25 protein-coding genes are annotated in these 26450 nt (G+C 71.0%); 9 read left to right on the top strand and 16 right to left on the bottom strand.

Features of this window, described 5'->3' with window-relative positions:
- Positions 1–21: 21 nt before the first annotated feature.
- Genes C8E84_RS01005 through C8E84_RS00990 form a run of 4 tightly spaced genes read left to right on the top strand, consistent with a single transcriptional unit; the run spans position 22 to position 3213 of the window.
- On the top strand, positions 22–990 hold the full coding sequence (locus tag C8E84_RS01005) for a metal ABC transporter substrate-binding protein (RefSeq protein WP_246196708.1): 969 nt from the start codon (positions 22–24) through the stop codon (positions 988–990).
- Complete coding sequence (locus tag C8E84_RS01000; RefSeq protein WP_159898694.1) at positions 987–1796, top strand: metal ABC transporter ATP-binding protein; 810 nt, start codon at positions 987–989, stop codon at positions 1794–1796. The genes C8E84_RS01005 and C8E84_RS01000 overlap by 4 nt, the downstream gene beginning before the upstream one ends.
- On the top strand, positions 1793–2794 hold the full coding sequence (locus tag C8E84_RS00995) for a metal ABC transporter permease (RefSeq protein WP_246196707.1): 1002 nt from the start codon (positions 1793–1795) through the stop codon (positions 2792–2794). Before C8E84_RS01000 ends, C8E84_RS00995 begins: the two co-directional genes overlap by 4 nt.
- Positions 2791–3213, top strand: a complete 423-nt coding sequence (locus tag C8E84_RS00990; protein ID WP_159898692.1) for a Fur family transcriptional regulator — start codon at positions 2791–2793, stop codon at positions 3211–3213. Before C8E84_RS00995 ends, C8E84_RS00990 begins: the two co-directional genes overlap by 4 nt.
- On the opposite strand, the gene C8E84_RS00985 is transcribed toward C8E84_RS00990, so the two are convergent.
- The 3 genes from C8E84_RS00985 to C8E84_RS00975 all read right to left on the bottom strand — a co-directional run bounded on the left by C8E84_RS00985 (position 3203) and on the right by C8E84_RS00975 (position 5635).
- Entirely contained in the window at positions 3203–4015 is an 813-nt protein-coding gene (locus C8E84_RS00985; protein ID WP_159898690.1) for an isoprenyl transferase, read from the bottom strand. The two genes, C8E84_RS00990 and C8E84_RS00985, sit on opposite strands and share 11 nt — an antisense overlap.
- The gene (gene recO / locus C8E84_RS00980) at positions 4012–4737 is read right to left on the bottom strand and encodes a DNA repair protein RecO (protein WP_159898688.1); all 726 of its coding nucleotides are present in this window, start codon (positions 4735–4737) and stop codon (positions 4012–4014) included. Before recO ends, C8E84_RS00985 begins: the two co-directional genes overlap by 4 nt.
- Positions 4738–4948: 211 nt before the next feature.
- Complete coding sequence (locus C8E84_RS00975; RefSeq protein ID WP_159898686.1) at positions 4949–5635, bottom strand: SDR family NAD(P)-dependent oxidoreductase; 687 nt, start codon at positions 5633–5635, stop codon at positions 4949–4951.
- An 86-nt stretch (positions 5636–5721) separates the two neighbouring features.
- Between C8E84_RS00975 and C8E84_RS00970 the strand changes: the two genes are divergently transcribed.
- Complete coding sequence (locus tag C8E84_RS00970; protein ID WP_159898684.1) at positions 5722–6345, top strand: alpha-ketoglutarate-dependent dioxygenase AlkB; 624 nt, start codon at positions 5722–5724, stop codon at positions 6343–6345.
- Positions 6346–6395: 50 nt separating this feature from the next.
- On the opposite strand, the gene C8E84_RS00965 is transcribed toward C8E84_RS00970, so the two are convergent.
- The 3 genes from C8E84_RS00965 to ddaH form a co-directional block, all read right to left on the bottom strand.
- On the bottom strand, positions 6396–6566 hold the full coding sequence (locus tag C8E84_RS00965) for a hypothetical protein (protein WP_159898682.1): 171 nt from the start codon (positions 6564–6566) through the stop codon (positions 6396–6398).
- Between the two features lie 112 nt (positions 6567–6678).
- Positions 6679–8424: a 2-isopropylmalate synthase gene (leuA, locus tag C8E84_RS00960; RefSeq protein WP_159898680.1), complete on the bottom strand. Its 1746-nt coding sequence runs from the start codon at positions 8422–8424 to the stop codon at positions 6679–6681.
- Positions 8425–8604: 180 nt separating this feature from the next.
- Entirely contained in the window at positions 8605–9366 is a 762-nt protein-coding gene (gene ddaH, locus C8E84_RS00955) for a dimethylargininase (RefSeq protein ID WP_159898678.1), read from the bottom strand.
- A gap of 108 nt (positions 9367–9474) precedes the next feature.
- Here ddaH and C8E84_RS00950 point away from each other — a divergent pair, with 108 nt between their 5' ends.
- Together C8E84_RS00950 and C8E84_RS00945 are read left to right on the top strand one after the other, a co-directional pair.
- On the top strand, positions 9475–10953 hold the full coding sequence (locus C8E84_RS00950) for an amino acid permease (RefSeq protein ID WP_159898676.1): 1479 nt from the start codon (positions 9475–9477) through the stop codon (positions 10951–10953).
- Positions 10950–11837 (top strand): universal stress protein, encoded by an 888-nt coding sequence (locus tag C8E84_RS00945; RefSeq protein ID WP_159898674.1) that lies wholly within the window; start codon positions 10950–10952, stop codon positions 11835–11837. Before C8E84_RS00950 ends, C8E84_RS00945 begins: the two co-directional genes overlap by 4 nt.
- Positions 11838–11857: 20 nt before the next feature.
- Here the strand turns inward: C8E84_RS00945 and C8E84_RS00940 are convergent, their stop codons facing one another.
- Positions 11858–12883, bottom strand: coding sequence for a 1-aminocyclopropane-1-carboxylate deaminase (locus C8E84_RS00940; protein ID WP_159898672.1), 1026 nt, complete (start codon positions 12881–12883; stop codon positions 11858–11860).
- Between the two features lie 18 nt (positions 12884–12901).
- Entirely contained in the window at positions 12902–13564 is a 663-nt protein-coding gene (locus tag C8E84_RS00935) for a TetR/AcrR family transcriptional regulator C-terminal domain-containing protein (RefSeq protein ID WP_211675329.1), read from the bottom strand.
- A 73-nt stretch (positions 13565–13637) separates the two neighbouring features.
- Here C8E84_RS00935 and C8E84_RS00930 point away from each other — a divergent pair, with 73 nt between their 5' ends.
- Positions 13638–14357: a DUF4386 domain-containing protein gene (locus C8E84_RS00930; protein WP_159898670.1), complete on the top strand. Its 720-nt coding sequence runs from the start codon at positions 13638–13640 to the stop codon at positions 14355–14357.
- Positions 14302–15213 carry a GNAT family N-acetyltransferase gene (locus C8E84_RS00925; protein WP_159898668.1) on the top strand — a complete coding sequence of 304 codons (912 nt, stop codon included), beginning with the start codon at positions 14302–14304 and terminating at the stop codon, positions 15211–15213. The genes C8E84_RS00930 and C8E84_RS00925 overlap by 56 nt, the downstream gene beginning before the upstream one ends.
- Before the next feature lie 6 nt (positions 15214–15219).
- Here the strand turns inward: C8E84_RS00925 and C8E84_RS00920 are convergent, their stop codons facing one another.
- The 8 genes from C8E84_RS00920 to C8E84_RS00885 all read right to left on the bottom strand — a co-directional run bounded on the left by C8E84_RS00920 (position 15220) and on the right by C8E84_RS00885 (position 26432).
- Positions 15220–15474: an acyl-CoA-binding protein gene (locus C8E84_RS00920; RefSeq protein ID WP_159898666.1), complete on the bottom strand. Its 255-nt coding sequence runs from the start codon at positions 15472–15474 to the stop codon at positions 15220–15222.
- A 59-nt stretch (positions 15475–15533) separates the two neighbouring features.
- Complete coding sequence (locus C8E84_RS00915) at positions 15534–16568, bottom strand: aspartate-semialdehyde dehydrogenase (protein WP_159898664.1); 1035 nt, start codon at positions 16566–16568, stop codon at positions 15534–15536.
- Between the two features lie 75 nt (positions 16569–16643).
- Positions 16644–18146 (bottom strand): HNH endonuclease signature motif containing protein, encoded by a 1503-nt coding sequence (locus C8E84_RS00910; protein WP_159898662.1) that lies wholly within the window; start codon positions 18144–18146, stop codon positions 16644–16646.
- A gap of 75 nt (positions 18147–18221) precedes the next feature.
- On the bottom strand, positions 18222–22517 hold the full coding sequence (locus tag C8E84_RS00905; protein ID WP_159898660.1) for a patatin-like protein: 4296 nt from the start codon (positions 22515–22517) through the stop codon (positions 18222–18224).
- A gap of 208 nt (positions 22518–22725) precedes the next feature.
- Positions 22726–23664 (bottom strand): GTPase Era, encoded by a 939-nt coding sequence (era, locus tag C8E84_RS00900; protein ID WP_159898658.1) that lies wholly within the window; start codon positions 23662–23664, stop codon positions 22726–22728.
- Complete coding sequence (locus tag C8E84_RS00895; protein WP_159898656.1) at positions 23661–24950, bottom strand: hemolysin family protein; 1290 nt, start codon at positions 24948–24950, stop codon at positions 23661–23663. The genes era and C8E84_RS00895 overlap by 4 nt, the downstream gene beginning before the upstream one ends.
- Before the next feature lie 16 nt (positions 24951–24966).
- Positions 24967–25434 carry an rRNA maturation RNase YbeY gene (gene ybeY / locus C8E84_RS00890; RefSeq protein WP_159898647.1) on the bottom strand — a complete coding sequence of 156 codons (468 nt, stop codon included), beginning with the start codon at positions 25432–25434 and terminating at the stop codon, positions 24967–24969.
- Positions 25431–26432: a PhoH family protein gene (locus C8E84_RS00885; RefSeq protein WP_159898645.1), complete on the bottom strand. Its 1002-nt coding sequence runs from the start codon at positions 26430–26432 to the stop codon at positions 25431–25433. Before C8E84_RS00885 ends, ybeY begins: the two co-directional genes overlap by 4 nt.
- Positions 26433–26450 lie beyond the last annotated feature (18 nt).

Below are 26450 nucleotides of genomic sequence, written 5' to 3'. Positions count from 1 at the left end.
CTGTGATTGAGAATGATTGTCATGAAGCTTCTTGCTGTCGCTGCCCTGTCCTCCACCCTGGTGCTCGCGGGCTGCGGTGACGGCGGCACAGACGGGTCGTCAGGTGCCGACGCAGCAGACCGGATGCCGGTCACGGCCGCCTTCTACCCGCTCCAGTTCGTCGCGGAGCGGGTTGGCGGGGACCTCGTCGAGGTGTCGACGCTGACCAAGCCCGGCACCGAGCCGCACGACCTCGAGCTCACCCCGAAGGCCGTGGCCCAGCTGTCCCAGGCCAAGGCGGTGCTCTACCTCTCCGGGTTCCAGCCGGCCGTCGACGACGCCGTGCAGACCCAGGCCGCGGATGCCGCGCTCGACGTCACGCAGCCCGCGAACCTCATCGTCACCGGCGCCGACGACGGCCACGACCACTCCGGGGAGAGCGCTGACGAGCACGCCGGGCACGCCGACGAGCAGCACGCCGAGGACGGCGTCGTCGACTTGCACTTCTGGCTCGACCCGACCCGCATGGCCGCGGTCCCGACGACCGTCGGCGAGCGCTTCGCGAAGGCCGACCCCGCGAACGCGGCGACCTACACGGCCAACGCAGCCGCCCTGGCGAGCGAGCTGACCACGCTCGACGAGGAGTTCACCACGGGGCTGAAGACCTGCGAGAGCAAGGAACTGGTCACCGGGCACGCCGCGTTCGGCTACCTCGCCGCTCGCTACGGCCTTGGCCAGGAGGGCATCGCCGGCATCACCCCCGACGCCGAGCCCGATGCTGCCGCCCTGCGCGACCTCGTCAGCCACGTCCGCGAGAGCGGGGTGAGCACCGTCTACGCCGAGACGCTCGTCTCCCCCGCGCTCGCCGAGACGATCGCCCGCGAGACCGGGGCGAAGGTCGCCGTGCTCGACCCCCTCGAAGGACTCACCGACGCCTCCCCCGGCTCGGACTACCTTGAGGTCATGCGCGCCAACCTGAAGACCCTGCGCGAGGGTCAGGGCTGTTCATGAGCAGCCCCACGCTCGTGCGACTGCGGTCGACCTCCTTCGGGTACGCCGACCGCACGGTCGTGTCCGGGGTCGACCTCACGGTCCGGGCGGGTGAGGTCGTGGCCCTGCTCGGCCCGAACGGGTCGGGCAAGTCCACGCTCGTACGCGGCATCCTCGGCCTGAGCACCCGCCAGGGCGGTGACGTCGAGCTCTTCGACACCCCGCTCGACGAGTTCGACCAGTACACCCGCCTCGGGTACGTGCCGCAGCGACACTCGCTGTCGGCATCCGTGCGGGCGACGGTCACCGAGATCGTCGAGGTCGGGCGCCTGCCCCACCGGCCGTGGTGGAAGCCGCAGTCCCGGCAGGACCACGCCATCGTGCGCGAGGCGATCGCCGACGTCGGCCTGGCCGATCGCGCCCACGAGGAGGTCGCCGCACTCTCCGGTGGGCAGCAGCGGCGGGTCCTCATCGCGCGGGCCCTCGCCGGGCGCCCCGACATGCTCGTCATGGACGAGCCGACCGCCGGGGTCGACCACGCGAACCAGGAGGCGCTGGCGCTGGTGCTGCACCGACTGGCCGACCGGGGCACCTCGATGCTCGTCGTCACCCACGAGCTCGAGGCCCTGGAGCGCGTCGTCACCCGCATCGTGTGTCTGGATGCCGGTCACATCGACTTCGACGGCACCCCCGCCGCCTACTCGGACCACCTTCGACGGCACGCCGTCGGCTCCGACCACCACCACCCCGACGACGACTCCCCCCGGCGCGGACACGTCATCGGGGCAGCCCCGCTGGACCCGACCCCACGGGAGGTGACGCCGTGAGCGACCTCCTCGCCCTCGACTTCATGCGCCAGGCGCTGCTGGCGGCCCTGCTCGCCGGGTTCGCGGCACCCCTGGTCGGGGTGTTCCTCGTCCAACGCCGCATGTCCCTCATCGGTGACGGCATGGGCCACGTCGCCCTCGCCGGGGTGGCGGTCGGTGTGCTCACCGGGCAGGAGCCGGTGCTGACCGCGCTCATCGCCGCGGTGCTCGCTGCGGTCGCGATCGAGCTGATCCGGGCGTCGGGGCGCACGACCGGCGACACCGCCCTCGCGGTGATGTTCTACGGGGGCATCGCGCTCGGCGTCGTGCTCATCTCCCGCTCCAGCAGCGGCACGCCGGCCAACCTCACCGGCTACCTCTTCGGCGCGATCCTCACCACGAGCCGCACCGACATCATCGTGTTCGGCGTGCTCGCGGCCGTCGTGCTGTCGGCCACCCTCGTGCTGCGGCAGCGGTTCTTCGCCGTGGCCAACGACGAGGAGTACGCGCGCGCAGCCGGCATCCCCGTCCTGCGCTACAACCTCGTGCTCGCCGTGCTCACCGCGGTCACCGTCGTCGTGTCCATGCGGGTCGTCGGTCTGCTGCTCATCAGCGCGCTGATGATCCTGCCGAACGCGACGTCACAGCTGTTCGCGCGCAGCTTCCGCTCCGGGCTGTGGTGGGCGGTGCTCATCGGGGTGCTGAGCAGCGTCGGTGGGGTGCTGGTGTCCTACGAGGCCGAGACGCCCTCCGGCGGCACGATCGTGCTGTTGGCCGTGGGCGCCTTCGTGACGGCGAGCATCGCGACCGCGGTGGTCGCCCGCCTCCGACGGGCCGCCCACGACCGGGCCGAACGGCACGACCACGAACACGGGCCCGACTGCGGGCACCGCGCGGTGGAGCACGACGACCACGTCGACTACCTGCACGACGGGCACCGCCACGCGGCGCACGAGGGCCACTACGACGAACACGGCCACGACGACGAGCACCACCGAGCCGGGGCGGAGACAGCATGACCGACCAGATCCAGCAGACCCAGACCGAGCGGCGCCCGACCCGGCAACGCTCGGCCATCGCGCAGGCCCTCGACGGCTCCCCGGAGTTCCGTTCGGCCCAGGACATCCACGCCGCCATGGCCGGGTCGGGCACCAAGGTGGGGCTCGCGACCGTCTACCGCAACCTGCAGGCCATGGCAGCCGAGGGCGAGCTCGACGTCATCCGCACCGCCGAGGGTGAAGCCGTCTATCGCTCGTGCGCGACCACGCACCACCACCACCACGTCGTGTGCCGCTCGTGCGGCCTCGCGGTCGAGGTGACCGGGGATGCCGTCGAGCGCTGGGCCGAGGCGGTCGCCGCGGCCAACGGATTCACCCAGGTGCGGCACACCGTCGAGATCGACGGCCTCTGCACCACCTGTTCGCGGGCTAGCTCGTAGCCCCGGGCTGCTCGACGGCGCCGGGGGCATCGACGGCGCCGCCGTAGCGACGCTCGCGATCGACGTAGAGCTGGATCGCTTCCCACAGGTCGCGTCGGTCGTAGTCGGGCCAGAGCCGGTTCTGGAAGACCATCTCGGCGTAGGCGCTCTGCCAGAGCAGGAAGTTGCTCGTGCGCTGCTCCCCCGAGCTGCGCACGAACAGGTCGACGTCGGGCATGTCCGGCTCGGGCAGGTAGCGGGCGATGGTGCGTTCGTCGACCGATCGCGCCTTGAGCCGACCTTTGGCGACGTCCTCGGCGAGGCGCTGCACGGCATCCCCGAGCTCGGCGCGCCCCCCGTAGTTGACGCAGAAGTACAGGGTGAGGCCGGTGTTGTGGCGAGTGAGCTCCTGGGCCACCTCGAGCTCCTTGATCACCGATCCCCACAGGCGCGGGCGGCGGCCGACCCAGCGCATGCGCACGCCCCACTCGTGCAGCTGGTCGCGGCGGCGACGGATGACGTCGCGGTTGAAGCCCATGAGGAACTTCACCTCGTCGGGGCTGCGCTTCCAGTTCTCCGTGGAGAAGGCGTAGGCGGACAGGTGCGTGACGCCGACCTCGATGGCTCCGGCGACGACGTCGAGCAGGGCGGCCTCGCCGGCCTCGTGTCCCTTGGTGCGCGGCAGGCCGCGCTGGTTCGCCCAACGCCCGTTGCCGTCCATGACGACGGCGACGTGGCGCGGCATCCGATCCGGTGCGATGACCGGGGGTCGGGCCCCGCTCGGGTGCGGAAACGGCGGCGGGTACGAGGTGGGCGTGCTCACCGCTCCACCATACGGAGGCTGCGGATGCCGCGTTCGATGTGCCACTGCAGGAAGGCTGCGGTCAGGCCGCTGCCCTCACGGCGGTGGTGCAGGTCCGAGGCGTCGGCGATGGCCCAGTCGCCGGCGAGCAGCGCCGAGAGCAGCAGGAGGGTCTCGGGGGCCGGGGCGGCCGAGCCCGGTGGGCGGCAGCTCGGGCACACCGCGCCACCTGCGACGACGTGGAACCCACGGTGCGGGCCCGGCGCGCCGCACTTGGCGCAGTCGTGGAAGCTCGGGGCCCAGCCGGCGACCGCGAGCGCGCGCAACAGGTAGGCGTCGAGCACGAGGTTCGGGTCGTGCTCGCGGCCGGCCAGGGACCGGACCGCGCCGGCGAGCAGGAGGTACTGCTGAAGGGCGGGTTCGCGCTCCTCGGTGAGCCTGTCGCAGGTCTCGAGCACGGCGGTGGCGGCGGTGTAGCTCGGGTAGTCGCGGGCGATGGCGTCCCCCCACGGGTCGAGGGTCTCCACCTGCGTCACGGTGTCGAGGGTGCGCCCCTCGTAGCACTGGACGTCGATATGCATGCCGGGCTCGAGCCGGCTGCCGAAGCGTGACTTGGTGCGCCGCACGCCCTTTCCGACAACCCGCACCTTGCCCAGGCGTCGGGTGAGGAGGGTGACGATGCGGTCGGCCTCACCCAGCTTCTGGGTGCGCAGGACGATCGCCTCGTCGCGGTAGAGGGGCACCGCACCATTGTCGGTGCTCGCGCTGACATCGCGGGGATGCCGGGCCGCGCCAGTCACGTGCGCGAGCCTCTCCGGGGCCATCGAGGAGTCAAAAAACGCCCGGGATCGAGCGCGAAAATCGGCGTGTCTCGACCCCTCGACCGAGCCTGCGCCTCGCGGTCGCGAGCGGTCGCGCCACGAGCGCGATCGCAGCCAGACCGGGTGACGTGGCTCAGGCGAAGTCGGTGGAGGCGAGCTCGGGGCGGCCGGACTCCACGGCATCCAGGATCTGGCGGGCGACGGCATCCGGGTCCAGTCCCTGCGGCAGGGGCGGTGCCGTCCCCGCGAGCGGACGCCCGGCCAGGCCGGTCTCGGTGTGCGGTGGCCGGATGTCGATGACGTCGACGCCGCAGCGACGTAGTTCGCGGGTGAGGGCCTTGTCGGCCGCGGTCAGTGCGGCCTTGCTGGCGGCGTAGGCCGCCATCCCGGGCAGTAGCTGCTCGGCGACGACGGCGCTGACCTGGGCGACGAAACCTCGTCGCTGCGCCAGGGCCGGCACGACCCGGCGCAGCAGGAACAGCGGGCCGAGCGCGTTGGTGAGGAAGAGCTCCTCGATGACGGCGTCATCGGTGTCCAGGAGCGGGCCGAACGCCACCACCCCGGCGGCGTTGACGAGCCCGTCCAGGCCACCGTGGCGCTCGGTGGCGGCCGCGACCACTCGGTCTCCGAGACCGGCATCCGCGATGTCCCCGACGACGACCGCGGCACCCTCGACGACCGCGCTCAGCCGGGCCTCATCCCGACCGACGAGCACCACGTGGGCCCCGCGCTCGTGGGCACCTCGAGCGATCCGTGACCCCAGGGCACCCGAGGCGCCAAGCACTGCGACGACGGAACCGGTCAGGGGGTGGGCGCTCATCCCCCCACCCCACGGCATCCGGACACGCACCGCAAGGTGTGTGCAACGTTGTGGACATCCGTTCGAATCGCGTCTATGGTCGCACCGTGTCCGTACTCCAGGGGTCGCTGCTCGACCTGGCCGACGAGGTGATCGTCCATCCCCTCGGCGCCGTGCGCCGAACCCAGCTCGACGACACCGCGTGGGTCGACCTGAGGCCGGGCTGGATCGGCGGTGCGGACGAGTTGTATGCCGCGCTGCGTCGCGACGTGCCGTGGCACGCCGAACGCCGCCAGATGTACGACTCGGTCGTCGACGTGCCGCGGCTCCAGTGCTTCTACGGCGCCGAGGACCCGCTCCCCCACCCTGCACTCGCCGAGTGCCGCGACGCGCTCTCGCGGTACTACGACATCGAGCTCGGCGAGCCCTTCGTCACTGCCGGCCTGTGCCTGTACCGCGACGGCCAGGACTCGGTCGCGTGGCACGGCGACCGCATCGGGCGATCACGCGACCAGGACACGATGGTCGCGATCGTGTCGGTCGGTGCGCCCCGCGACCTCGTGCTGCGACCCCGCGGCGGCGGCTCCTCGGTGCGCCTCGCTGCCGGCCACGGGGACCTGCTCGTCATGGGCGGGTCGTGCCAGCGCACGTGGGACCACTGCGTCCCCAAGACCACCAAGGTCGTCGGGCCGCGCATCTCGGTGCAGTTCCGGGTCGCCGGCGTGCGCTGACGCCTGCCACGTGGCCACCCGGAGATCAGCGGACCCAGCGGTGCGGTTGTTCAGTCGTCTCCAAACAACTTTGTGACTCCCCAGCCTGCAAGGGCACCGACTCCTGCGCCCGCGAACGGGTTTGTGGCACTTCCGGGAAGCACGACCTCAAGCGCAAGGGTGAGGCCCACCGCGACGGCGATGAACGTGGTGAAACCCACCACCCACTCAATGAGATCCATGCGGCCTCCTAGGTCGGGGTGTTGCTTGGGCGCCGAGTACCAGCGTCAGCCCCTCCCGAGGAGGTATCCATCGATCGTTCGGCCGTGCCCGGAAGGGTGCGCTCGGCTGGGTTCACGCCGGGACGACTGCGTCGCGCTCGGCCCGGTTGACCGCCGACATGATCGCCCGCAGCGACGCCTTGACGATCGACTCGTGCAGGCCGACACCCCAGAGCACCCGCTCACCCACCGCGCACTCGACGTAGGCGGCCGCACGGGCGTCTCCACCGGCCGACAGCGCGTGCTCGTGGTAGTCGAGCACGCGCACGTCGACCCCGAGCGGCTCGAGGGCCGCGATGAACGCCGCGATCGGGCCGTTGCCGGTGCCGGAGATCTCGACCTGCTTGCCGTGGTCGGTGATCACCGACTCGATGTGGTCCATGCCGTCATCGGCGCCGATGAGCGTCGAGCGCACCGGCGCGAACCGGCCCCAGCGCTGGTCCGCCTGCTCGGCGTGCAGGTACTCGTCGGCGAACATCTGCCAGATCTCGGACGCCGACAGCTCGCCGCCCTCGGCGTCGGTGCGGCGCTGCACGACGTGGCTGAACTCGACCTGAAGGCGGCGCGGCAGGTCCAGCCCGTGCTCGGCCTTGAGCAGGTAGGACACCCCGCCCTTGCCCGACTGGCTGTTGACCCGGACGACGGCCTCGTAGGAGCGGCCGATGTCGTGCGGGTCGATCGGCAGGTACGGGACCCCCCAGTCGATGTGGTTGATGTCCGTACCCGCGGCGGCGGTGCGCCGCTCCATGTCCTCGAAGCCCTTCTTGATGGCGTCCTGGTGGGAGCCGGAGAAGGCCGTGTAGACGAGGTCGCCGCCCCAGGGGTGCCGCTCGTGCACCGGCAGCTGGGTGCAGTACTCGACGGTGCGCCGCACGTCGGCCATGTCGGAGAAGTCGATCTGCGGGTCGATGCCCTGGCTGAACAGGTTCATGCCCAGGGTGACCAGGCAGACGTTGCCGGTGCGCTCCCCGTTGCCGAACAGGCAGCCCTCGATGCGGTCGGCGCCGGCGAGGTAGCCGAGCTCGGCCGCGGCCACGCCCTCGCCGCGGTCGTTGTGCGGGTGCAGGCTGACGACGACGGACTCGCGCCGGTCGAGGTGGCGCACCATCCACTCGATGGAGTCGGCGTACACGTTCGGGGTGGCCATCTCGACGGTGGCCGGCAGGTTGATGATGATCTTGTGGTCGGGCGTCGGGTCGATGACGGCGATCACCTCGTTGCAGATGCGCACGGCGAACTCGAGCTCGGTACCGGTGTACGACTCGGGCGAGTACTCGTAGTAGACGTCGGTCTCGGGCACGGTCTCCTCGAGCTTGCGGCACAACCGCGCACCCTGGAGGGCGATGTCGATGATCCCCTCCTCGCTCATGCCGAACACGACCCGGCGCTGGAGCACCGAGGTCGAGTTGTAGAAGTGCACGATGGCCGTCTTGCTGCCCCGGATCGCGTCGAAGGTGCGCTCGATCAGGTGGTCGCGGCACTGCGTGAGCACCTGGATGGTGACGTCGTCGGGGATGTGCCCGCCCTCGATGAGCTCACGACAGAAGTCGAAGTCGGTCTGGCTGGCGCTCGGGAAGCCGACCTCGATCTCCTTGTAGCCCATCTTCACGAGCAGCTTGAACATGCGCATCTTGCGCTCGGCGTCCATCGGGTCGATGAGGGCCTGGTTGCCGTCGCGCAGGTCGACCGCGCACCAGCGCGGCGCCTTGGTCATCACCTGGTCGGGCCACGTGCGGTCGGGCAGCTCGACGCGGATCTGCTCCTGGAACGGCACGTACTTCTGGGTCGGCATCCCGGAGGGCTGCTGGGGGTGGATCATCTGGGTCTCACGCCTTCGTCTCGGTGCGGGTGCTCAGCCGGGGCACAGCGAACTCCGCGACGAGGGGCGGCCGATTCAGGCCCCGCCGCGGCAGCGAAGGAGGAGGCGTCCAATGCGCACGGGGTCAGCCTGCCACGCGAACGGCATCCCGCCAACCCCGGGGCACCATCCGGACACGCGTCAGCCGCGCACCCGCACCGACAGGCAGGTCACGCAGCCCTCGAGCTTCTCGAGCTCGGAGATGTCGACCTCGTCGACGACGTACCCGCGGTCGCGCAAGGATGCCGCGGTGGTCGGCGCGCTCGCCGCCATGACGAGGTGCCCCTCACCGACGACGATGACGTGGGCACCACCCTCCTCGGGCACGTCCTCGTAGACGGGGAATGCCTCCTTGTCGTCGACGACCGGCCCCCAACCGATGACGGTGCCGTCGGGCAGCGCCGTGACGGCCGACTTCAGGTGCAGGGCTCGGGTGACGGGAACGGCCTGGACGCGCACCCCGAACTCCTTGAGGTGGGTGGCCAGTTGCTGGATGCCGATACCGTTGGTTCGCCCACCGAGCCCGACGTAGGCGGTGTCGCCGGCGCGCAGCACGTCTCCCCCGTCGAGGGTGCCCGGCTCCTCGATGTGCACCACGCGCAGGCCGAGGTCGCGCACGGCCCGCTCCACCCCGGCGGTCTCCCCGCGCCGCTCGAGGGCCCCCGGGCGGGTGATAACGGCGAGGTCGCCGTGGACGACGACGGCATCCTCGATGAACACGGCATCCGGGCAGTCGTCGGCGGGTTCGACCTCGACGACGTCCCAGCCGGCTGCGGCGAGTGCCGCGCAGTAGGTCGTCCACTGCTCGATCGCGAGGTCGAGGTCGATGGGCGAACGGTCGATGTGGGTCACGATGCCGTCGGCGAGGCGGGGGCCCGGACGGCGCACGAGGGCGGTCGGCATGGCGCCTACTGTAGGAGTTCTGGTCTCCTCCTCGCCTACTGGCCGGTAACTCACTACGTTGAGCGCCGACGCCACGGGGGCGTGTTCGGCTCGAGGGAGGAACCGCCGATGTCGATGTCAGTGGGAGAACAACTCAGGCGGCGCAAGCCGATCGTCTTCCGTCAGCACCACCACGAGGGTGAAGAGCTCGCCCGCAACCTCACGACGTTCCAGCTGATGATGTTCGGTGTCGGTGCCACCGTCGGCACCGGCATCTTCTTCGTGCTCAGCGAGTCGGTGCCCGAGGCCGGGCCGGCCGTGATCATCAGCTTCCTCATCGCCGGTCTCGCTGCCGGGCTGTCGGCACTGTGCTACGCCGAGCTCGCCAGCGCCATCCCGGTCAGCGGGTCCACGTACTCGTACGCGTACCACGCGATGGGTGAGCTCGTCGCGGTCATCATCGCCGGGTGCGTGCTGCTGGAGTACGGCGTGGCGACGGCGGCCGTGGCGGTCGGCTGGAGCGGCTACTTCAACGAGCTGCTCGACTCCACCGTGGGATTCCAGATCCCGCAGGCGCTGTCGACGTCGTTCATCGCCGGCCCCGGTGAGGACCCCACCGGCGGCCTGGTCAACCTGCCCGCGGTCGTGCTCGTCTTCCTGTGCATGTTCCTGCTGCTGCGGGGCGCCACCGAGTCGGCCAAGGTCAACGCGATCATGGTGATCATCAAGCTCAGCGTGCTTGTGCTGTTCGTCGTCATCGGCCTCACGGCGTGGAACGGCAGCCACTTCGACAACTTCTTCGGGGCGGGTCTCGCCGGGGTGACGGCCGCTGCGGGCACGATCTTCTTCTCGTTCATCGGGTTGGATGCCGTGGCCACCGCGGGTGAGGAGGTCAAGGACCCGCAGCGCTCGCTCCCCCGGGCGATCATCGGGGCGCTGATCATCGTCACCACGGTCTACGTCCTGGTCGCCCTCGCGGGGATCGCTGCCAAGGAGGCCGGCTGGTTCGAGACCGAGGAGGCGCAGAGCGCGGGCCTGTCCCAGATCCTCAACGACATCACGGGCACGAGCATCTGGGGCACGGTCCTCGCTGCGGGCGCCGTCATCTCGATCTTCTCGGTGACGCTCGTGACGCTCTACGGGCAGACCCGTATCCTGTTCGCCATCGGCCGTGACGGGCTCATCTCACGCAAGTTCACCAAGGTCGACGCCAGGACGATGGCACCGAACTTCAACACCATCGTCGTCGCGATCGTCGTCGCCCTCATCGCCGGGTTCGTCCCCTCGGACTACCTGTGGGACACCGTCTCGATCGGCACGCTCGTCGCGTTCTCGGTCGTGGCCCTGGGCGTCATCGTCCTGCGTCGCACGCACGCCGACCTCGAGCGCCCCTTCCGCATTCCGGGCTACCCCGTGACGCCCCTGCTGACCATCGCGGCCTGCGTGTGGATCCTCATCGGTCTGCCGATGACGACGTGGGTCATCTTCCTCGCGTGGCTCGGCATCGTCGTGGCGTTCTACTTCGCCTACGGTCGCCGCAACGCGACACTGAACACCTACGTCGACCCCGAGGAGATCGCCGAGCCGCGAGGAGATGAGGACAAGTGACGATCCTCCTCGCGTTCAGCCCCCACCAGGACGACACGGGTGCCGTCGAGCTCGCCTGCCAGCTCGCCCGGTCCAACAACGACACGGTGCACGCCGTCACTGTGGTGCCGCAGGCCTGGCCGACCGCCGTCGCCGGTGACACCGATCGCGACTTCAAGCTGTGGGCGAAAGAGGAAGGTGAGTGGTCGGCATCCAAAGCCCGCGACGTGCTCGCGGAGCACCCGGACGTCGTCAGCGAGGCCAGCTGGTGCGCGGGGCGTTCCGTTCCCCAGGCCCTGCTCGACCGGGCGGCCGAGCTCGACGCAGGCCTCATCGTCGTCGGGTCCGGCGACGAGGGGCCGCATGGCAAGGTCTTCCTCACGAGCAAGACCGACCGGCTGCTGCACTCGTCCGGGGTGCCGGTGGCGATCGCACCCCAGGGGTACTGGTGCGGGCCGACGGGACGGGTGACCCGGGCCACCCTGGGGTTCCGTGGCGACGACGCGACGTGGTCGCTGCTCGACCGCGCCGCCGAGATCTGCCGCCGGGTCGATGCCTCGTTGCGCCTCGTCACCTACGCCGTGCGCGGGCGCACGATGCGGCCCAGCACCGTCAGCGGGGCCGAGGAGATGGTGCACCAGCAGTGGATCCGTCAGGCCACGGCCGAGCTCCAGGAGGCCGTGGAGCACCTGCACTCCCTGGGGTTCACCGACGACCAGGTGTCCAGCGAGGTGGCCGTGGGGACGTCGTGGGGCAGGGCCATGGACCGCCTCGAGTGGCACCGCGGCGACGTGCTGGTCGTCGGGTCGTCGTCGACGTCGTCGCTGCTCCAGCGGGTGTTCCTCGGGTCGAGCGCCGCGAAGATCGTGCGGAACTCCCCCGTGCCCGTGCTGGTCGTCCCGTAGCGGCTGCGCCTGCTCCCGGCTCAGCTGCCCGGGAAGAGCGAGTGGTAGGCGTTCAGCGCGGGTTGACCACCCAGGTGGGCGAAGAGCACCGTCGAGTCGGCCGGGATGTCCCGCTCGCGCACGAGGTCGATGAGCCCTGCCAGTGACTTGCCCTCGTAGACGGGGTCGGTGATCATCGCCTCGAGTTCGGCGCCCAGTCGCATGGCCGCCATCGTGGAGTCGACGGGGATGCCGTAGAGGTCACCCGCCCAACCCTCGAGCAGGGTGAACTCGTCGTCGCGCAGGTTGCGGCCGAGCTCGATGACCTCGGCGGTGTGTCGGGCGATGCGCTCGAGCTGGTCGCGGGTCTTGGTCAGGGTGGCGGAGGCGTCGATGCCGATGACCCGGCGCCGGACCCCGGTGAGGTCCTCCAGGGCGGCGAAGCCAGCCACCATGCCCGCGTGGGTCGAGCAGGTGACGGTGCAGACCACGATGGTGTCGAAGTGCACCCCGAGCGCCTTCTCCTGCTCGGCGACCTCGAACGCCCAGTTCGCGAAGCCGACCCCGCCCAGCGGGTGCTCGGAGGCACCGGCCGGGATCGGGTAGGCGGTGCCGCCGCTCTCCTCCACCTCGCGCAGGGCGTCCTTCCACGAGTCGCGGATGCCGATGTCGAACCCGGCCGGGTCCAGGCGCGAGTCCGCGCCCATCATCCGGGAGAGCAGGATGTTGCCGACCTTGTCGTTGACCGGGTCGTCCCAGGGCACCCACTTCTCCTGCACGAGGCGGGCCTTGAGGCCCAGGTGCGCGGCGACCGCGGCAACGGCGCGGGTGTGGTTGGACTGGTAGCCACCGATGGACACGAGCGTGTCAGCGCCGCTGGCGAGCACGTCGGGGACGATGTACTCGAGCTTGCGCACCTTGTTGCCACCGAAGGCGAGGCCGCTGTTGACGTCCTCACGCTTGGCCCACACCTGGGCACCGCCGAGGTGGGTGCTCAGCCGGCGCAGGTGCTGCAGGGGGCTGGGGCCGAAGGTGAGCGGGTGGCGAGGGATCTCGTGCAGGCGCATGGGCACACGCTAGCCACCTCAGCCGTCGGCGCGCGCCGACTCGCGGTGGATCCGCTCCAGGCCGTCGAGGATGAGGTCGAGGGCGAACTCGAACTCCTCGTGGGCGTCGCAGCCCCCGCCACCACCGATCTCGGTGGCCATCTCGACGATGCGGGGGTAGCGCTTCATCCACTCGCCGAACTGTTGGTCCCGGGCCGTCTCGTCCTGCGCGGGCTGCTGCGTGGGGAAGACCTCCTGGGTGAACCCCCACATCCGGGAGCCGATGGCGTGCATGGCGCGGTGGGTGAGGTCGACCGAGAACCCTCCGGCACGAAACGACGCGGCGATCGCCTCCATGTGGTCGAGTACGACGGGAGAGGCCTGGGTGCGGGTCTCGATGAGCCCGGGCGCCCACGGATGGCGCAGCAGCGCCGCTCTCGACGACAGGATCCGCGATCGGATGCCGTGCCGCCAGTTCTCGTCCGGGCCGGCGGGTTCGATCTCGCCCACGACATGGTCGACCATCGCGTCGAGGAGCTCGTCCTTGTTGGCCACGTGCTTGTACAGGGCCATGGGGACGACGTCGAGGCGCTGGGCCAGGGTGCGCATGCTCAGCGCGTCGATGCCGACTTCGTCGGCGAGGGCCACCGCGGCCTCGACGACGTCGTGGCGCTGGAGGCGGGGGCGCTTGCTGCTTGACACGCGTACACCGTACACCTATGGTCATCGCATTCTTAGGTGTACGCCGTACACAACTGTCCGTGAAGGAGCCCCCATGTCCCCCACCCGACGCTCGGCCCTGGCCGCCGGGCTGCTCTACCTCGCGACGATCGTGTCCTCGATCCCCGCACTGGCCCTCATCCAGCCGATCCTCACCCAGCCCGACTACGTCCTCGGTGACGGGCCCGCGAACCGGGTGGTGTTCGGCATCGTCCTCGACCTCGTCAACGTCGCCGCGGCGATCGGCACGGCGGTGGCGCTCTACCCGATCATCCGGCGGCGACACCAGACGCTGGCCATCGGCTTCGTCGCCTCGCGGCTGCTCGAGGGCGCCACCCTGGGGATCGGCGCGCTGGCGTTGGTCGCGGTGGTGACCTTGCGACGCGACCCCGGCACGGCATCCGATGAAACCCTCGTCGCAGCATCCCAGTCGCTCGTCTCCTTGCGCGACGCCACGTTCCTGCTGGCGCCGGGGCTCCTCGCCTCGGTCAACGCCGCCCTGCTCGGCACCGCCCTGTACCGCGCCCGGCTCGTGCCGCGCGGCATCCCGCTGCTCGGCCTGATCGGCGCACCGCTGCTGTTCGCGAGCACGCTGGCGACGCTCGTCGGGGTGTTCGAGCAGCTGTCGCCGTGGAGTGTCGTCGCGACGCTGCCGATCTTCCTGTGGGAGCTCAGCCTGGGGCTGCACCTGACCTTGCGCGGAGTGACAGAGTTGGACCATGACGACTCCGCCCCCGCCCCCCGGCCTGACCGCACGCCCGCTGACGCCCACTGACCTCGACGAGGTGTATGCCGTCTACGCGGCCGACGAGGTCGCGGATGCCGGCCACCTCGCCATCGAGCCCGAGGACCTCGCCGGCGACTGGTCGCGCCCGAGCTTCGACCTGGCGCACGACAGCATCGGGCTCTTCGAGAACGGGCACGTCGTCGCGGCTGCCGAGGTTACTCGCGGCGGCACCCGGGCCGAGGGCGCCGTGCACCCCGACGTGCGCGGTCGCGGCATCGGCTCGTGGCTCGTGGACTGGACCGAGGCCCGGGCCCGCGAGCTGGGTGCCGCCACGGTGGGCCAGACGACACCCGAGGGCTCGGTCGCGCAGCGGCTGTTCTTGAACCGGGGGTACCGCCTGGGCCACACCTCGTGGGTGCTGACCCTGCCCGCCGGTGCGGAGATCGAGCAGCGGCCGCTGCCGCCGGGGTACACCCTCGGCCACTGCCCAGACGCACGGCGCGAGCGGGCCGCCTACGAGGTGATCCAGCAGGCGTTCGACGAGTGGGAGGGGCGCGAGCGGGAGAGCTACGCCGACTGGGCGGCGACGACGGTGCGGCGCCCCGGCACCCAGCCGTGGCAACTGCGGATCGTCGAGCACGAGGGTGAGGTCGTCGGGGCCTCGTTCACGATCCTGGACATGCAGGGCACGGGCTACCTGCACCAGCTCGCGGTGGACGCTCGGCACCGCGGGCAGGGACTGGCCCAGGCGATGCTGGCCGACGCCTTCGAGCGGGCCCGCGAGGAGGGCGCGACCCACAGCGAGCTGTCGACCGACTCACGCACCGGCGCGCTCGACCTCTACCGCAAGGTCGGCATGGAGGTCACGCAGACCTGGACGCACCTGGTGACCGACCTGCGCTGAGGCGCCTCAGGCCATGAGCGAGTGCACGAGCGTGACGTACTCGCTGCGTGCCTCCTCGGCGCTCAGGCCCTCCTGCTCGGCCCAGGCGTCGTACTTCGCCCGGCCGACGGGGTTGGTGAAGCCGGGGCGCTTGCCCGTGACGTCACCCTCGGTGGCCTGCTTGTAGAGGGCGTAGAGCTGAAGCTTGACGCTGTTGCCCGGGTCGACCACGAGGGTCTTGACCTGCTCGACTGCGGCGTGGAACTCGTCCTCGGAAGTCATGACGCAACTCTAGGGGTCAACCCCGTGGAGGTCAGGGGTTTCGCGGCTCAGCGGCGTGGTCAGCGACGCTTGAGCAGTTCCTCCGCGACCTGGACCGCATTCAGGGCCGCACCCTTGCGCAGGTTGTCACCGACGACGAACAGGTTCAGGCCCTTGCCCTCGGGGGCGGCCTGGTCGGCCCGCACGCGACCGACGAAGACCTCGTCGCGGCCCGTGGCCATGAGCGGGTTCGGGACGTCGGTGACGATGACGCCGGGAGCCTGGCCGAGAGCCTCGAGGGCCTGCTCGACGCTGATGTCACCGGCGAACTCGGCGTGGATCGCGAGGCTGTGGCCGGAGAACACCGGAACGCGCACGCAGGTGCCCGAGACGCGCAGGTCGGGCACGTGCAGGATCTTGCGCGACTCGTTGCGCAGCTTCTGCTCCTCGTCGGTCTCCAGCGAGCCGTCGTCGACGATGGAGCCGGCCAACGGCACGACGTTGAACCCGACGCCCACGGCATACACCTGGGGCGCGGGAAGGGTGAGGGCCGACCCGTCGAGCGCGAGCTCCTTGGGGTCGCCTGCGGCGTAGCCGCCGCGCAGCTGGCTGTCGAGCTCGGTAAGGCCGACACCGCCCGAGCCGGAGACGGCCTGGTAGCTGCTCACGTGCAGGCGCACGAGCCCGGCGAGGTCGTGCAGCGGCTTGAGCACCGGCATCGCGGCCATCGTCGTGCAGTTGGGGTTGGCGACGATGCCCTTGGGGATGACGTCGAGGTCTTCGGGGTTGACCTCGGAGACGACGAGCGGGACGTCGGGGTCCTTGCGCCACGCGCTGGAGTTGTCGATGACGACGGCGCCGGCAGCGGCGACGCGGGGCGCCCACTCCTTCGACGTCGACCCACCGTTGGAGAACAGGGCTATGTCGAGACCGGAGAAGTCCGCGGTCGCGGTGTCCTCGACGGTGATCTCGGTGTCGCCCCACGGCAACGTCGAGCCCGCGGAACGCGCGGACGCGAAGTAGCGGATCTGCTCGACCGGGAAGTTCCGCTCGTGCAGCAGGGTGCGCATGACGTTGCCGACCTGGCCGGTCGCTCCGAAGACTCCAATTCGCATGGGGTCCAGTCTAGAGAGCCGTCCGGATGCCGTTCGGTCGCGCCACCATGCGGGCGCGAGGGCGGCACAGGAGCGCTAAAAAGGTGGGTCGCCCCAGTCGGTGGGTGGTGCGCTGGCTGGGGGTGTGCTGGTCGGGGGTGCGGCGGATTGGAGGAGGAGTTCGCGGTGAGTGGCCGGTCCTCTGTCCTGGGTGCGGGGCATCGGTGGGGGTGGTGGCCAGATGGTGTGGTCGGCGTGCGTGACCCGCTTCCTGCCCGAGGGGGAGACCCACTCGACGGTGCCGTCGGGGCTGAGGGTGTAGCGCCACCGGCCGCGTTGCTTGAGGCGGTGGTGCCTGCGGCAGAGCCCGCCGAGGTTGGCCGGGTACGTTTGCCCTGCGGGCCAGGGGCGGACGTGGTCGAGGTCGCACGCCCGCGCGGGCCGGTCGCAGCCCCACATCCGGCAGGTGCCGTCACGGGTGGTCACGAAGTGGGTGATGCCCGTCGTCGGGCGGTACGCTCCCGTCACCGTCTCCAGCACGGTGCCGGTGCGGGCGTCGAGCAGGGCACGGGCGACGTCCAGGGGAACGGTCTGCAGCAGGGTCTCGATCGTGTCGGCGTCGATGAACCCGATGCCGGGCATCTCGCACCCGCTGAACACGCTCGAGATCCGGAACGCCTCCCCCACTCCCTGACCACCCACCCCCGCCCTGGCGGCACCCGACCCGGCGTCCGGCACGGTGCTCGGCGCGGTGTGCTCGGGTGTCGTGGTGTTCTCGGGTGTGGTGTCAGTGATGACGGGGATGCCGAGGGTGACGTTCGCGGTCACGCTCACGTTGCGCAGCATCAGGTCAGCGAACGCATCAGCCCGGGCCTGGTCCACGGTGAGGGACTCGTCCTTGCCCGCGTACTGCCCACCCACGGTGGTGATCGCTGACCACGCCGCCGCGGACGTCGCCGCCGGCAGCAGCGCTGTCCACCACGTCGCACCGTCCGGGCCGGGGCGGACCTCCACGAACCGGTCGCGGGCGGTGCGGCGGGTCGCAGCCCGCACCTGCTCGCTCGCGACCCGGGTCGCGACCCGGCGCGTGAACGCCGCGACCCGGCCCGGGTCCAGGTCAGCGATCCGACCCACCAGCGCAGCCTGCACCTTGGCGCAGGCTTCGTCGTCCAACCCTTCGCACACCGTGACCACGCGCTGCACGGTGGCGGCGGGCAGGTCACCGTCGATGACCTTGCGCAGCAACGCCGGGAAGCGTGAGGCCACCGCAGCGCTGAGCGCCACCCGGCGCGAGGCCGCCCACTGCCCGACCCCCGTGGCCAGTGACACCTCCGTGCCGGCCATCGCGTCGATGAACCCCACCTCGTGGTGGATCTGCACCGGCCCCCGCTCGGTGAGCCGGGTCTCGTACGACGCCGCATGCGCGGCAGCGACCAGCTGGGCCCCTTCGCCGCTGTTCAGCACCCCCTGGAGCTCACCGGCGACCTCGAACAACTCCTCGCAAGTCATCGACGACGCCTGCTGCGCGAGCAACTCGCCCACCTCGCGGGCATCGGCGCGCAGTGCGGCGATGCGCTCTCGGAGCTGGGTGGTGGACATGCCTGAAGTCTACTCGATCAGGTGTTCGACCACCTAGCCGAACGGCATCCGAATCACGTTGTGGCACAGCGACTTTCAAACTATTTTCGAACGCATCTCCAGACCCTCGCCACGACCCTCGCGGCGGCGTCGAGACACCCGCCAGAACCGACGCTGCAGGCGCCACCGCACCCCGCCAGGAGGCGGCACCGCGCGCGCCTCATCGAGCCGCCGCAGCATCTCCACCCCACGCGGGGCGAGCGACGGGGCCCGCCCGTCAGCACCGGGCTTCGACGACACCAGCCAGCGATAGGCGACCCCACGTTCGGCGAGGTCGACGGCATACGACCGCCGAGCCGTGTCGACGTCTGAGCCGACCGGGTCGGCGACGACGAACCGCGTGCCACCCCGTTGCCCGTCACGCACCACCTCGCGGCGCTCCATCGACCGCAACGCCGCCAGCGGGGCGAGCACCGGGTAGAGCAGCCCCAGCCCCACGCCTAGCACGATCGCCGTGACGACCAGCGCCACCAGCCACTCGCGCGTGTCGCCGCGCTCCACCGCCGTCGACAGCACCACGATCGCGATCGTGAAGTACCCCGCCCCGTAGAGCACCGCCCACGACGCGTTGATGCCTGCCGGGTTGGTGAGCGGCCCGTACTCCCAGGTGAGCGACTGCGCCCCGGGGTGCCGCACCCGAGTGGCCGGCCGCAGGAGGTCACCGAGGACGAACGCCGCGATCCCCCCGGCGACCACACACACCACCGCGAGCCCCACCAGCCACCACCGCCTGTCCAGCAACGCGTCGGCGATGGCGGCGGCCCCGGTGTCGACGAGCCACCACGCGAGCGCCACGGGCAGGGCGATGACCACCGCCGGCCCGATCAGCCCCGGCAGCGAGCGACCCAGACCCCGCGCGCGTCGCACAGCCCCGACGAAGAAGCGGGCGACCAGCCCACGCCCGGCCGTGTTCTCGTGCGGGACCCCACGCCGATCCGCCAGCGAGCCCAGGGCCAGCCAGACGCTGCCGTAGGACGCCGGCAGGCTCCCGAGCACGAGCAGCCCGATCGCGACGAGGATCATCGCGGCCAACGTGACACCACCCAGCGCCGCGCCCTCGACCGCCCCAGCGGCCCCGGCCTGCCGTGCCTGCGACAGGGCAAAGGTCAACAGGGGCACGAGCGGGCTGAGCAGCACCAACCCGTGCAGCAACGTCCCCGTGCGCAACGCACCGAACGAGAAGGCCGCGAGCACGCACGAGGCTCCGAACAGGGTCGCGACCCCCGACCAGGCCCCCGGCAGGGCCCCGAGCAACGAGGCAGTCAGCAGGATGCTGCCCACCGACAACCCGAGCAGCGCCAGCATCCGCGGCACCACCCCGCGCGAGGTGAGCGCAACGATCATCCAGTGCAGGACGAGCATCGCGCCCCGCACGAGACGGGTCACGGGCCGCAGCGCCCCGAGGCCCGACGAGGGCGAGTCCAGCACCGTCGCCGACACCGCTCCGGCCGTCGAGGCACTGCGGATCATCAGGTCGCTCGACGTCTCCTCGGAGAGCGGTTCACGCCCCACCCCGGCGCGGTCGAAGGCGCTGAGCAGCGCCGCCCGGTCCTTCCCCGACATCGACAGCCCTTCACGACGGCGCTTCTCCAGCCGGGTGAGCAACGGCTCCTCGGCGGCGAGGAAGAGCTCACCGCGCGATCGCGGGTTGGCCCCGTCGGCCCGGTCCTCGCGCACCGCAGCGGCGAGCGCCACCACCTCGTCGGGCACGACGTCGAGCTGCACGCCCCACGCGAAGAGGTCGGCCAGGGCCGGCATCGACGGCGGAAGCTGGCTGGTCGGGGTGTCGTCGATGAGGAAGGCACCGAGCACCTCGGCGACGGCCGCTTCCCGCAGGGCGACGACCCGGGGATCGGAGGTCAGCCCCGAGCCGGCGAACACCGAGTCGACGACATGGTCGACCGTGGCCCGCGCCAGGCGCCGCGGATCGGAGTCGGTCGCGAGGTAGCCCGACAGGAACGCCGCACGCCGAACCCGGGCCGGGTCGAGCACCGCCCGGCACAGCACGGTCGCGGCATCCAGTCGGCCCCACGTCCAGTCGTTGACCCGCCACGACCGCTTGAGGAACCCGCCGAACCGCTTCACCGACCAGCCACCGAGCTTGTCGTCCCCGGTCAGGGAGTACCGCGCGAACGCGTTGCGGGTCTGCGCCGACAGCTGCACGAGCTCGATCGGGATCGTCGAGCCGGTCATCGTCTCGTCGCCGATCGTCGTGCTGGCCACCTCGAGCTGCTGCAGGGTCGTCAGCAGCTGGGGCACCGTCACGGCGGCCGTGCCGGGCGCGAGTGCCGCGTGCCACCGCTGAAGTGACTCGGGGTCGCCGAGCACCTCACCCGCGCGGTGGGCCGAGGTCCTCATCCGCGGCGCGGCGGCCTTGCGCAGCACCGGCACGACGGACACCAGCTCCTCCACGACCTCCTCGACGAGCCGTCGGACCTCGCGCCCGGCCCCTCCCGCTGGGCTCTTCGGGTCCCGCAGCAGCACCTCCTCGAGGTGCTGGGCGACCCTGGCCTGCCACTCGTCGGCCGCGGCCTTGTCGCCGCTGACGAGGAAGCGCCGCTGGTTCTCCGAGTGCGCCACGCGGGTGATCGCCTCGCGCACCGGCGCGTCTCCCCCATCCCCCATGAGGCGCGCGTATGAGGCGAGTCGCAGCATCCAGTAGTGGTGGTCCGGGCGCAGCGCGGCCAGCACCTCGTCGAGGTCCCAGGGGTCATCGGTGAGGTGTCGGCAGGCCTGGATGTCTCGGATGCGTTCGGTCACCCGCTGCCGGGCGGCTCGGGCGATCGCCCAGTCCTCCCCCGCCGGCAGCATCCACACGAGCTCACGCAGCAGTTCGTTGACCGATTCCGCGATCGACGACGCCCCGCTCACCCCCCAGCGCCAGGAGGGGCCGGCATCCGGCCTCGCAGCGGTGGGGTAGTGATCGGGGAGATAGGGGATGCCGGTCACGGGCACCGCGCCCGTCGCACCCGTGGTGCGGCGCGCGTCCTCCACCTTCTGCTGCGCCCGCTCCGCAGCACGGCGGATGCGTTCGTAGTCCCAGACGTCGTCGCCCTCCGGCCAGGATGCCGGGGGGCGGCGGCCGACCTGCCGTCGGGCGAGGTCTCGGGCGGCGTGCCAGATGCGCAGGCGGCGGTAGTGGGGGAAGAGCTGCTCGCCGAGCCCCTCGAGGGTCTGGGTGCTGCCGTCGGGCAGCGGCTCACGGAAGCCCCCGAGGATGTCCGCGCGCGTGCCCCGGCGGCTCGCGGCGCGCACGTTGTGGTCCTCGAGCTCGTCGACGAAGGTGCGGCTGCCCTGCGCGGACAGCGCGCCGAGGACCCCGGCCATCGTGCCCGCAAGGGTCGGGGGCTCCCCCATGACGTCTGCCGGGTCAGGGCCGGGGGCGGGTGCGTGCGGGTAGACGAGCAGCATGACCCGGCGGACCGGGCCGTCGGCCGGCATCCGCTCGATCGCCTCGACCGCCGCCCTGGTCGGGGTGTTCGCGAGCACGCCGCCGTCGACGGCGAATCGGGAGCGGTCGCGCGGCGGGAGGGTGTCACCCCACTCCTCGACGACGCCCGCCATGGAGGGTCGCAGTCCGGTGCTGTCGGTCACGGGCACGTCGGGCGCGGGCACCGGCACGAACGTGGGTTCGAACGCCACCGGGAAGCTCGACGACGCCCGGGCGGCGAGCGCCAGCTGGGCCGCGGTGCCGCCGATGTTGCGGGTACCGAACGGGTCGGTGTCCTCGGTGGCGTCGGCGGGGCGCTTCCACCGGAACCGCGCTGCGTGGACCGTCTGGGGCAGCCGCTGCCCGAGGGCGTCGACCGTGACCTCCTGGTTGCCGCCCAGCACGGTCGTCGCCATCGTCAGGTCCATCGGGGCGACCGACGCCGGGACCGCGTCGAGGGGCTCGGCCAGCCGCGACATCGCCGCGTTCAGCTGCGGGAGGAAGTGGTCGTCACCCTTGAGCAGCGAGCTCGGGGCGCCGCGGAACGGCTGGCGCAGCAACGCCTCGATGCGGCCCTGCTCCACCCACACGTCACGCAGTGAGGCGAGGTCGGCGAAGCGGTTGACCTGGGCCAGGGCGAGCGCTGCACCGTTGACGCCCCCGGCCGACGTGCCGGACACGACGTCGACCCGGGCCGTGCAGCCGGTGAGGCGCAGCAGGTCTGCGTAGGGCCCTGATCCCCCGGCGGCCTTGACGAGGCGGTCGAGCTCGAGGGCGACCCCACCCATCCAGACGGCGAGGGAGACCCCGCCGTTCATGACGACGCCGAAGCGGATCTCCTCCGGGGGCACGCCGGACTGGTCGTGCTCACCGAGACCGTGCGGACCGGGCTGGACGACCATGGCTCACTCCTGCCACTGGGGTACCGAAACCGCTGGGGTGCTCAGACACCAGCGTCCTCGGTCAGTGTGGGCACCGGCCATCGTCCGATCATCCACCCGTGAGGAGTGGCCGCGGGCCGCGGTGATACCACCCCTCAGAAGCCGAGGCGGCCGACCTGCCTGCGTACCCGCAGTGACCTATTGGTCGATCTCGGGACGGTGCGAGCCGTCAGAAGCCGAGGCGGCCGAGCTGCTTGGGGTCGCGCTGCCAGTCCTTGGCGACCTTGACGTGCAGGTCGAGGTGCACGCGCTCCCCGAGGAGTGCCTCGATGCCGGTGCGCGCGTTCGTGCCGACCTCGCGCAGCCGCGACCCGCCCCGACCGATGACGATCGCCTTCTGCGAGTCGCGCTCGACGAAGACGTTGACCCGCACGTCGAGCAGCGGCTTGTCGTCGGGGCGGCCCTCGCGCGGCACGATCTCCTCGACGACGACGGCCAGGCTGTGCGGCAGCTCGTCGCGCACTCCCTCGAGCGCGGCCTCGCGCACGAGCTCGGCGATCATCACGATCTCGGGCTCGTCGGTCAGCTGGTCGTCGGGGTACAGCGGCCCGGGCGAGGGCGGCAGGTGGCTGGCCAGCACCTCACCGACGACCGAGACCTGGTCGCCGCGGGTGGCCGAGCAGGGGACGATGTCCGACCAGTCGCCGAGCTGGTCGATGGCGATGAGGTGCTCGGCGAGCCGCTTCTTGTCGACCGTGTCCGACTTCGTCGCCAGCGCCACGACCGGTGTGCGCTTGCCCCGCCGCAGCTCGGCGAGCTCGCGGGCGATGAACTGGTCGCCCGGGCCGATCCGCTGGTTCGCGGGCAGGCAGAACCCGATGACGTCGACCTCGAGCAGCGTCTCGCGCACGAGGTCGTTGAGGCGCTGCCCCAGCAGGGTGCGCGGTTTGTGCAGCCCGGGGGTGTCCACGAGGATCAGCTGGCTGCGCTCCCCCGACACGATGCCGCGGATCGTGTGCCGGGTGGTCTGTGGCTTGCTCGACGTGATGGCGACCTTGGTGCCGACGAGCGCGTTGGTCAGGGTCGACTTGCCGGCGTTGGGCCGCCCGACCAGGCACGCGAACCCGGCGACGTACCCCTGCTCACCGGTGGTGGTGTCCTCGCTCATCCGGCCCGCTCCTCCATCTCCGGGGCGTCCGCCGCCGGCTCGACCCGCTCGACGATCACGGTGGCGATGCGGTGGCGTCGCCCCGACATGCGTTCCGCGGTGAGGCGCAAGCCTGCCACCTCACACGTCGACCCGAGGATGGGGACCCGGCCGAGTTCCTTCGCGATGAGGCCACCGACGGTGTCGACCTCCTCCTCCTCGAGGGCCACCTCGAACAGCTCGGCGAGGTCGTCGACGTGCATCGTCGCGGCAACCCGGACCCGCCCGTCGTCGAGGTTCTCGACCTCGGGCGCCTCCCGGTCGTACTCGTCGGTGATCTCGCCGACGATCTCCTCGAGGATGTCCTCGATGGTCACCAGGCCGGCGGTGCCGCCGTACTCGTCGACCACCACCGCGAAGTGCGCGTGGTCGAGCTGCATCTCGCGCAGCAGGTCATCGACCGGTTTGCTCTCGGGCACGAACACCATGGGGCGCATGAGCTCGGTGACGGGGAGCGTCCCGGCATCCGGGTCGGCATTCAGCCGACGCATGACGTCCTTGAGGTAGAGCAGCCCCACCACGTCGTCGACGTCCTTGCCGAGCACGGGGATGCGCGAGAAGCCCGAGCGCAGGAACAGGCTCATCGCGGCGCGGGCGGTGCGGTCGTCGTCGATGGAGACCATGTCGGTGCGCGGCACCATCACCTCGCGGGCCAGGGTGTCGCCGAGCTCGAAGACCGAGTGCAGCATCTCGCGCTCCTCGGCCTCGATGAGTGCGTGGTCGCGGGCCATGTCGACGAGGTCGCGCAGTTCGCTCTCGCTCTCGAACGGGCCGTCGCGAAACCCCTTGCCCGGGGTGACGGCGTTGGTGAGGGCGATGAGCAGCCGCGAGAACGGCCCGAGCACCCGTCGCAGCCACACCGTCGTCGGTGCCGCCGCAAGCGCCACCTTGGTGCTGTGCTGCGCCCCGAGCGTGCCCGGTGACACCCCGACGACGGCGAAGGAGATCAGCGCCATGATCGCGATGGCGATGAGGAAGGGCTGGACCGTGCCCTCGACCCGCTCGACGACGGCCAGCGTCACCATCACCGCCACGGTCGACTCGGCGATGACCCGCAGGAACGACAGCACCGACAGGTAGGCCGCCGTGTCGCCGACGACCTTGACCAGGGCCTTTGCGCCCGGGCGGTTCTCGTCGAGCAGTTCCTGGGCGCGGGTGCGCGACATCCGCGAGAAGGCCGCCTCGGCGGTGGAGATGACGAAGGCGAGCAGGGTCGCGACGGACGCGAGGACGACGAGGCGGGTCATGGTCTTTTCTGGGTGGTCAGGCGGTGGGTCGCCCGCGCGTGGCGAGGAAGGTGAGGAGCAGCTGACGCTGCAGCTCGAACATCTCGCGCTCCTCGTCGGGTTCGGCGTGGTCGAAACCCAGGAGGTGCAGGATGCCGTGGGTTGTCAGGAGCAGCAGCTCCTCCTCGGTCGCGTGGCCGGCTTCTCTGGCCTGACGGGCTGCGACGCTCGGGCACAGGACGATGTCACCGAGCATGCCCTCCTGCGGCTCGACGCCCTCACGCCCGGGACGCAGCTCATCCATCGGGAAGCTCATGACGTCGGTCGGGCCCGGCAGGTCCATCCACTGCACGTGGAGGGTCTCCATGGCCGGTTCGTCGACGAGGCGCAGGCACAGGTCGGCCTTGGGGTGCACCCGCATCTGCTCCATCACGTAGCGGGCACACGCGACGAGTTCGAGCTCGTCGATCGAGAACTCGGTCTCGTTGAGGACGTCGATGCTCACCGGCGCACCGCCGGCGCTTGGCGTTCGTCGTAGCGGCCGTAGGCGTCGACGATCGCCGCGACGAGCCGGTGGCGAACGACGTCGGATGCCGTGAGCTCGCAGAACGCGACGTCGTCGATGTCGGTGAGGATGTCGCGCACGACCCGCAGCCCGCTCGTCGCCGAGCTCGGCAGGTCGACCTGGGTGACGTCGCCGGTGACGACCATCTGGGAGCCGAACCCGAGGCGGGTGAGGAACATCTTCATCTGCTCGGCGGTGGTGTTCTGCGCCTCGTCGAGGATGATGAACGCGTCGTTGAGCGTGCGCCCACGCAGGTACCCCAGGGCCGCGACCTCGATGGTGCCCGAGGCCATCAGCCGCGGGATCGACTCGGGGTCGACCATGTCGTGCAGCGCGTCGTAGAGCGGTCGCAGGTAGGGGTCGATCTTGTCGTTGAGGGTGCCGGGCAGGAACCCGAGCCGCTCCCCCGCCTCGACGGCCGGGCGGGTGAGGATGATGCGGTTGACCTGCTTGGCCTGCAACGCCGCCACGGCCTTGGCCATCGCGAGGTAGGTCTTGCCGGTACCGGCCGGGCCGATGCCGAAGACGACGGTGTTGGAGTCGATCGCGTCGACGTAGCGCTTCTGGCCCAACGTCTTCGGCCGGATCGTGCGCCCGCGGCTGGAGACGATGTTCATCGTCAGCACATCGGCGGGGCGCTCGACGGTCTGGGCCCGCAGCATCGCGATCGAGCGCTCGACGGCGTCACCGCTGAGGGCCTGGCCGCCCTCGAGCACGTCGAGCAGCTCGTCGATGAGGCGCTCGACGAGCGCGACCTCGGCGCTCGGGCCGGAGACGTGGAACTCGTTGCCCCGCACGTGCAGGTCGACCCGCGGGAACTGGCGCTCCATGGTGCGCAGCAGTTCGTCGCGAGGACCCAGCAGGGCGACCATCGGCACGTCGGCGGGGACGACGACGGTGTGTTCGCGGACGTGGGGGTGGGTTTGCGGCTCAGTCATCGTGGGACAAGTGTACGA

The organism is Ornithinibacter aureus, assembly GCF_009858245.1.
In the GTDB taxonomy this organism is placed as follows: Bacteria; Actinomycetota; Actinomycetes; order Actinomycetales; family Dermatophilaceae; genus Fodinibacter; species Fodinibacter aureus.
This window is presented reverse-complemented; position numbering and strand designations above follow the sequence as displayed.

Coding starts and splice junctions, on each gene's coding strand:
- C8E84_RS00920 (WP_159898666.1), bottom strand. CDS start 15,474: ATGACTTCCGAGGACGAGTTCCACGCCGCAGTCGAGCAGGTCAAGACC.
- C8E84_RS01005 (WP_246196708.1), top strand. CDS start 22: ATGAAGCTTCTTGCTGTCGCTGCCCTGTCCTCCACCCTGGTGCTCGCG.
- C8E84_RS00990 (WP_159898692.1), top strand. CDS start 2,791: ATGACCGACCAGATCCAGCAGACCCAGACCGAGCGGCGCCCGACCCGG.
- C8E84_RS00895 (WP_159898656.1), bottom strand. CDS start 24,950: ATGACCCGCCTCGTCGTCCTCGCGTCCGTCGCGACCCTGCTCGCCTTC.
- C8E84_RS01000 (WP_159898694.1), top strand. CDS start 987: ATGAGCAGCCCCACGCTCGTGCGACTGCGGTCGACCTCCTTCGGGTAC.
- C8E84_RS00905 (WP_159898660.1), bottom strand. CDS start 22,517: ATGGTCGTCCAGCCCGGTCCGCACGGTCTCGGTGAGCACGACCAGTCC.
- ddaH (WP_159898678.1), bottom strand. CDS start 9,366: ATGCCGACCGCCCTCGTGCGCCGTCCGGGCCCCCGCCTCGCCGACGGC.
- leuA (WP_159898680.1), bottom strand. CDS start 8,424: ATGATCCACCCCCAGCAGCCCTCCGGGATGCCGACCCAGAAGTACGTG.
- era (WP_159898658.1), bottom strand. CDS start 23,664: ATGAGCGAGGACACCACCACCGGTGAGCAGGGGTACGTCGCCGGGTTC.
- C8E84_RS00915 (WP_159898664.1), bottom strand. CDS start 16,568: ATGCGAATTGGAGTCTTCGGAGCGACCGGCCAGGTCGGCAACGTCATG.
- C8E84_RS00930 (WP_159898670.1), top strand. CDS start 13,638: ATGTCCCCCACCCGACGCTCGGCCCTGGCCGCCGGGCTGCTCTACCTC.
- C8E84_RS00965 (WP_159898682.1), bottom strand. CDS start 6,566: ATGGATCTCATTGAGTGGGTGGTGGGTTTCACCACGTTCATCGCCGTC.
- C8E84_RS00910 (WP_159898662.1), bottom strand. CDS start 18,146: ATGTCCACCACCCAGCTCCGAGAGCGCATCGCCGCACTGCGCGCCGAT.
- C8E84_RS00950 (WP_159898676.1), top strand. CDS start 9,475: ATGTCGATGTCAGTGGGAGAACAACTCAGGCGGCGCAAGCCGATCGTC.
- C8E84_RS00885 (WP_159898645.1), bottom strand. CDS start 26,432: ATGACTGAGCCGCAAACCCACCCCCACGTCCGCGAACACACCGTCGTC.
- C8E84_RS00940 (WP_159898672.1), bottom strand. CDS start 12,883: ATGCGCCTGCACGAGATCCCTCGCCACCCGCTCACCTTCGGCCCCAGC.
- C8E84_RS00975 (WP_159898686.1), bottom strand. CDS start 5,635: ATGAGCGCCCACCCCCTGACCGGTTCCGTCGTCGCAGTGCTTGGCGCC.
- C8E84_RS00925 (WP_159898668.1), top strand. CDS start 14,302: ATGACGACTCCGCCCCCGCCCCCCGGCCTGACCGCACGCCCGCTGACG.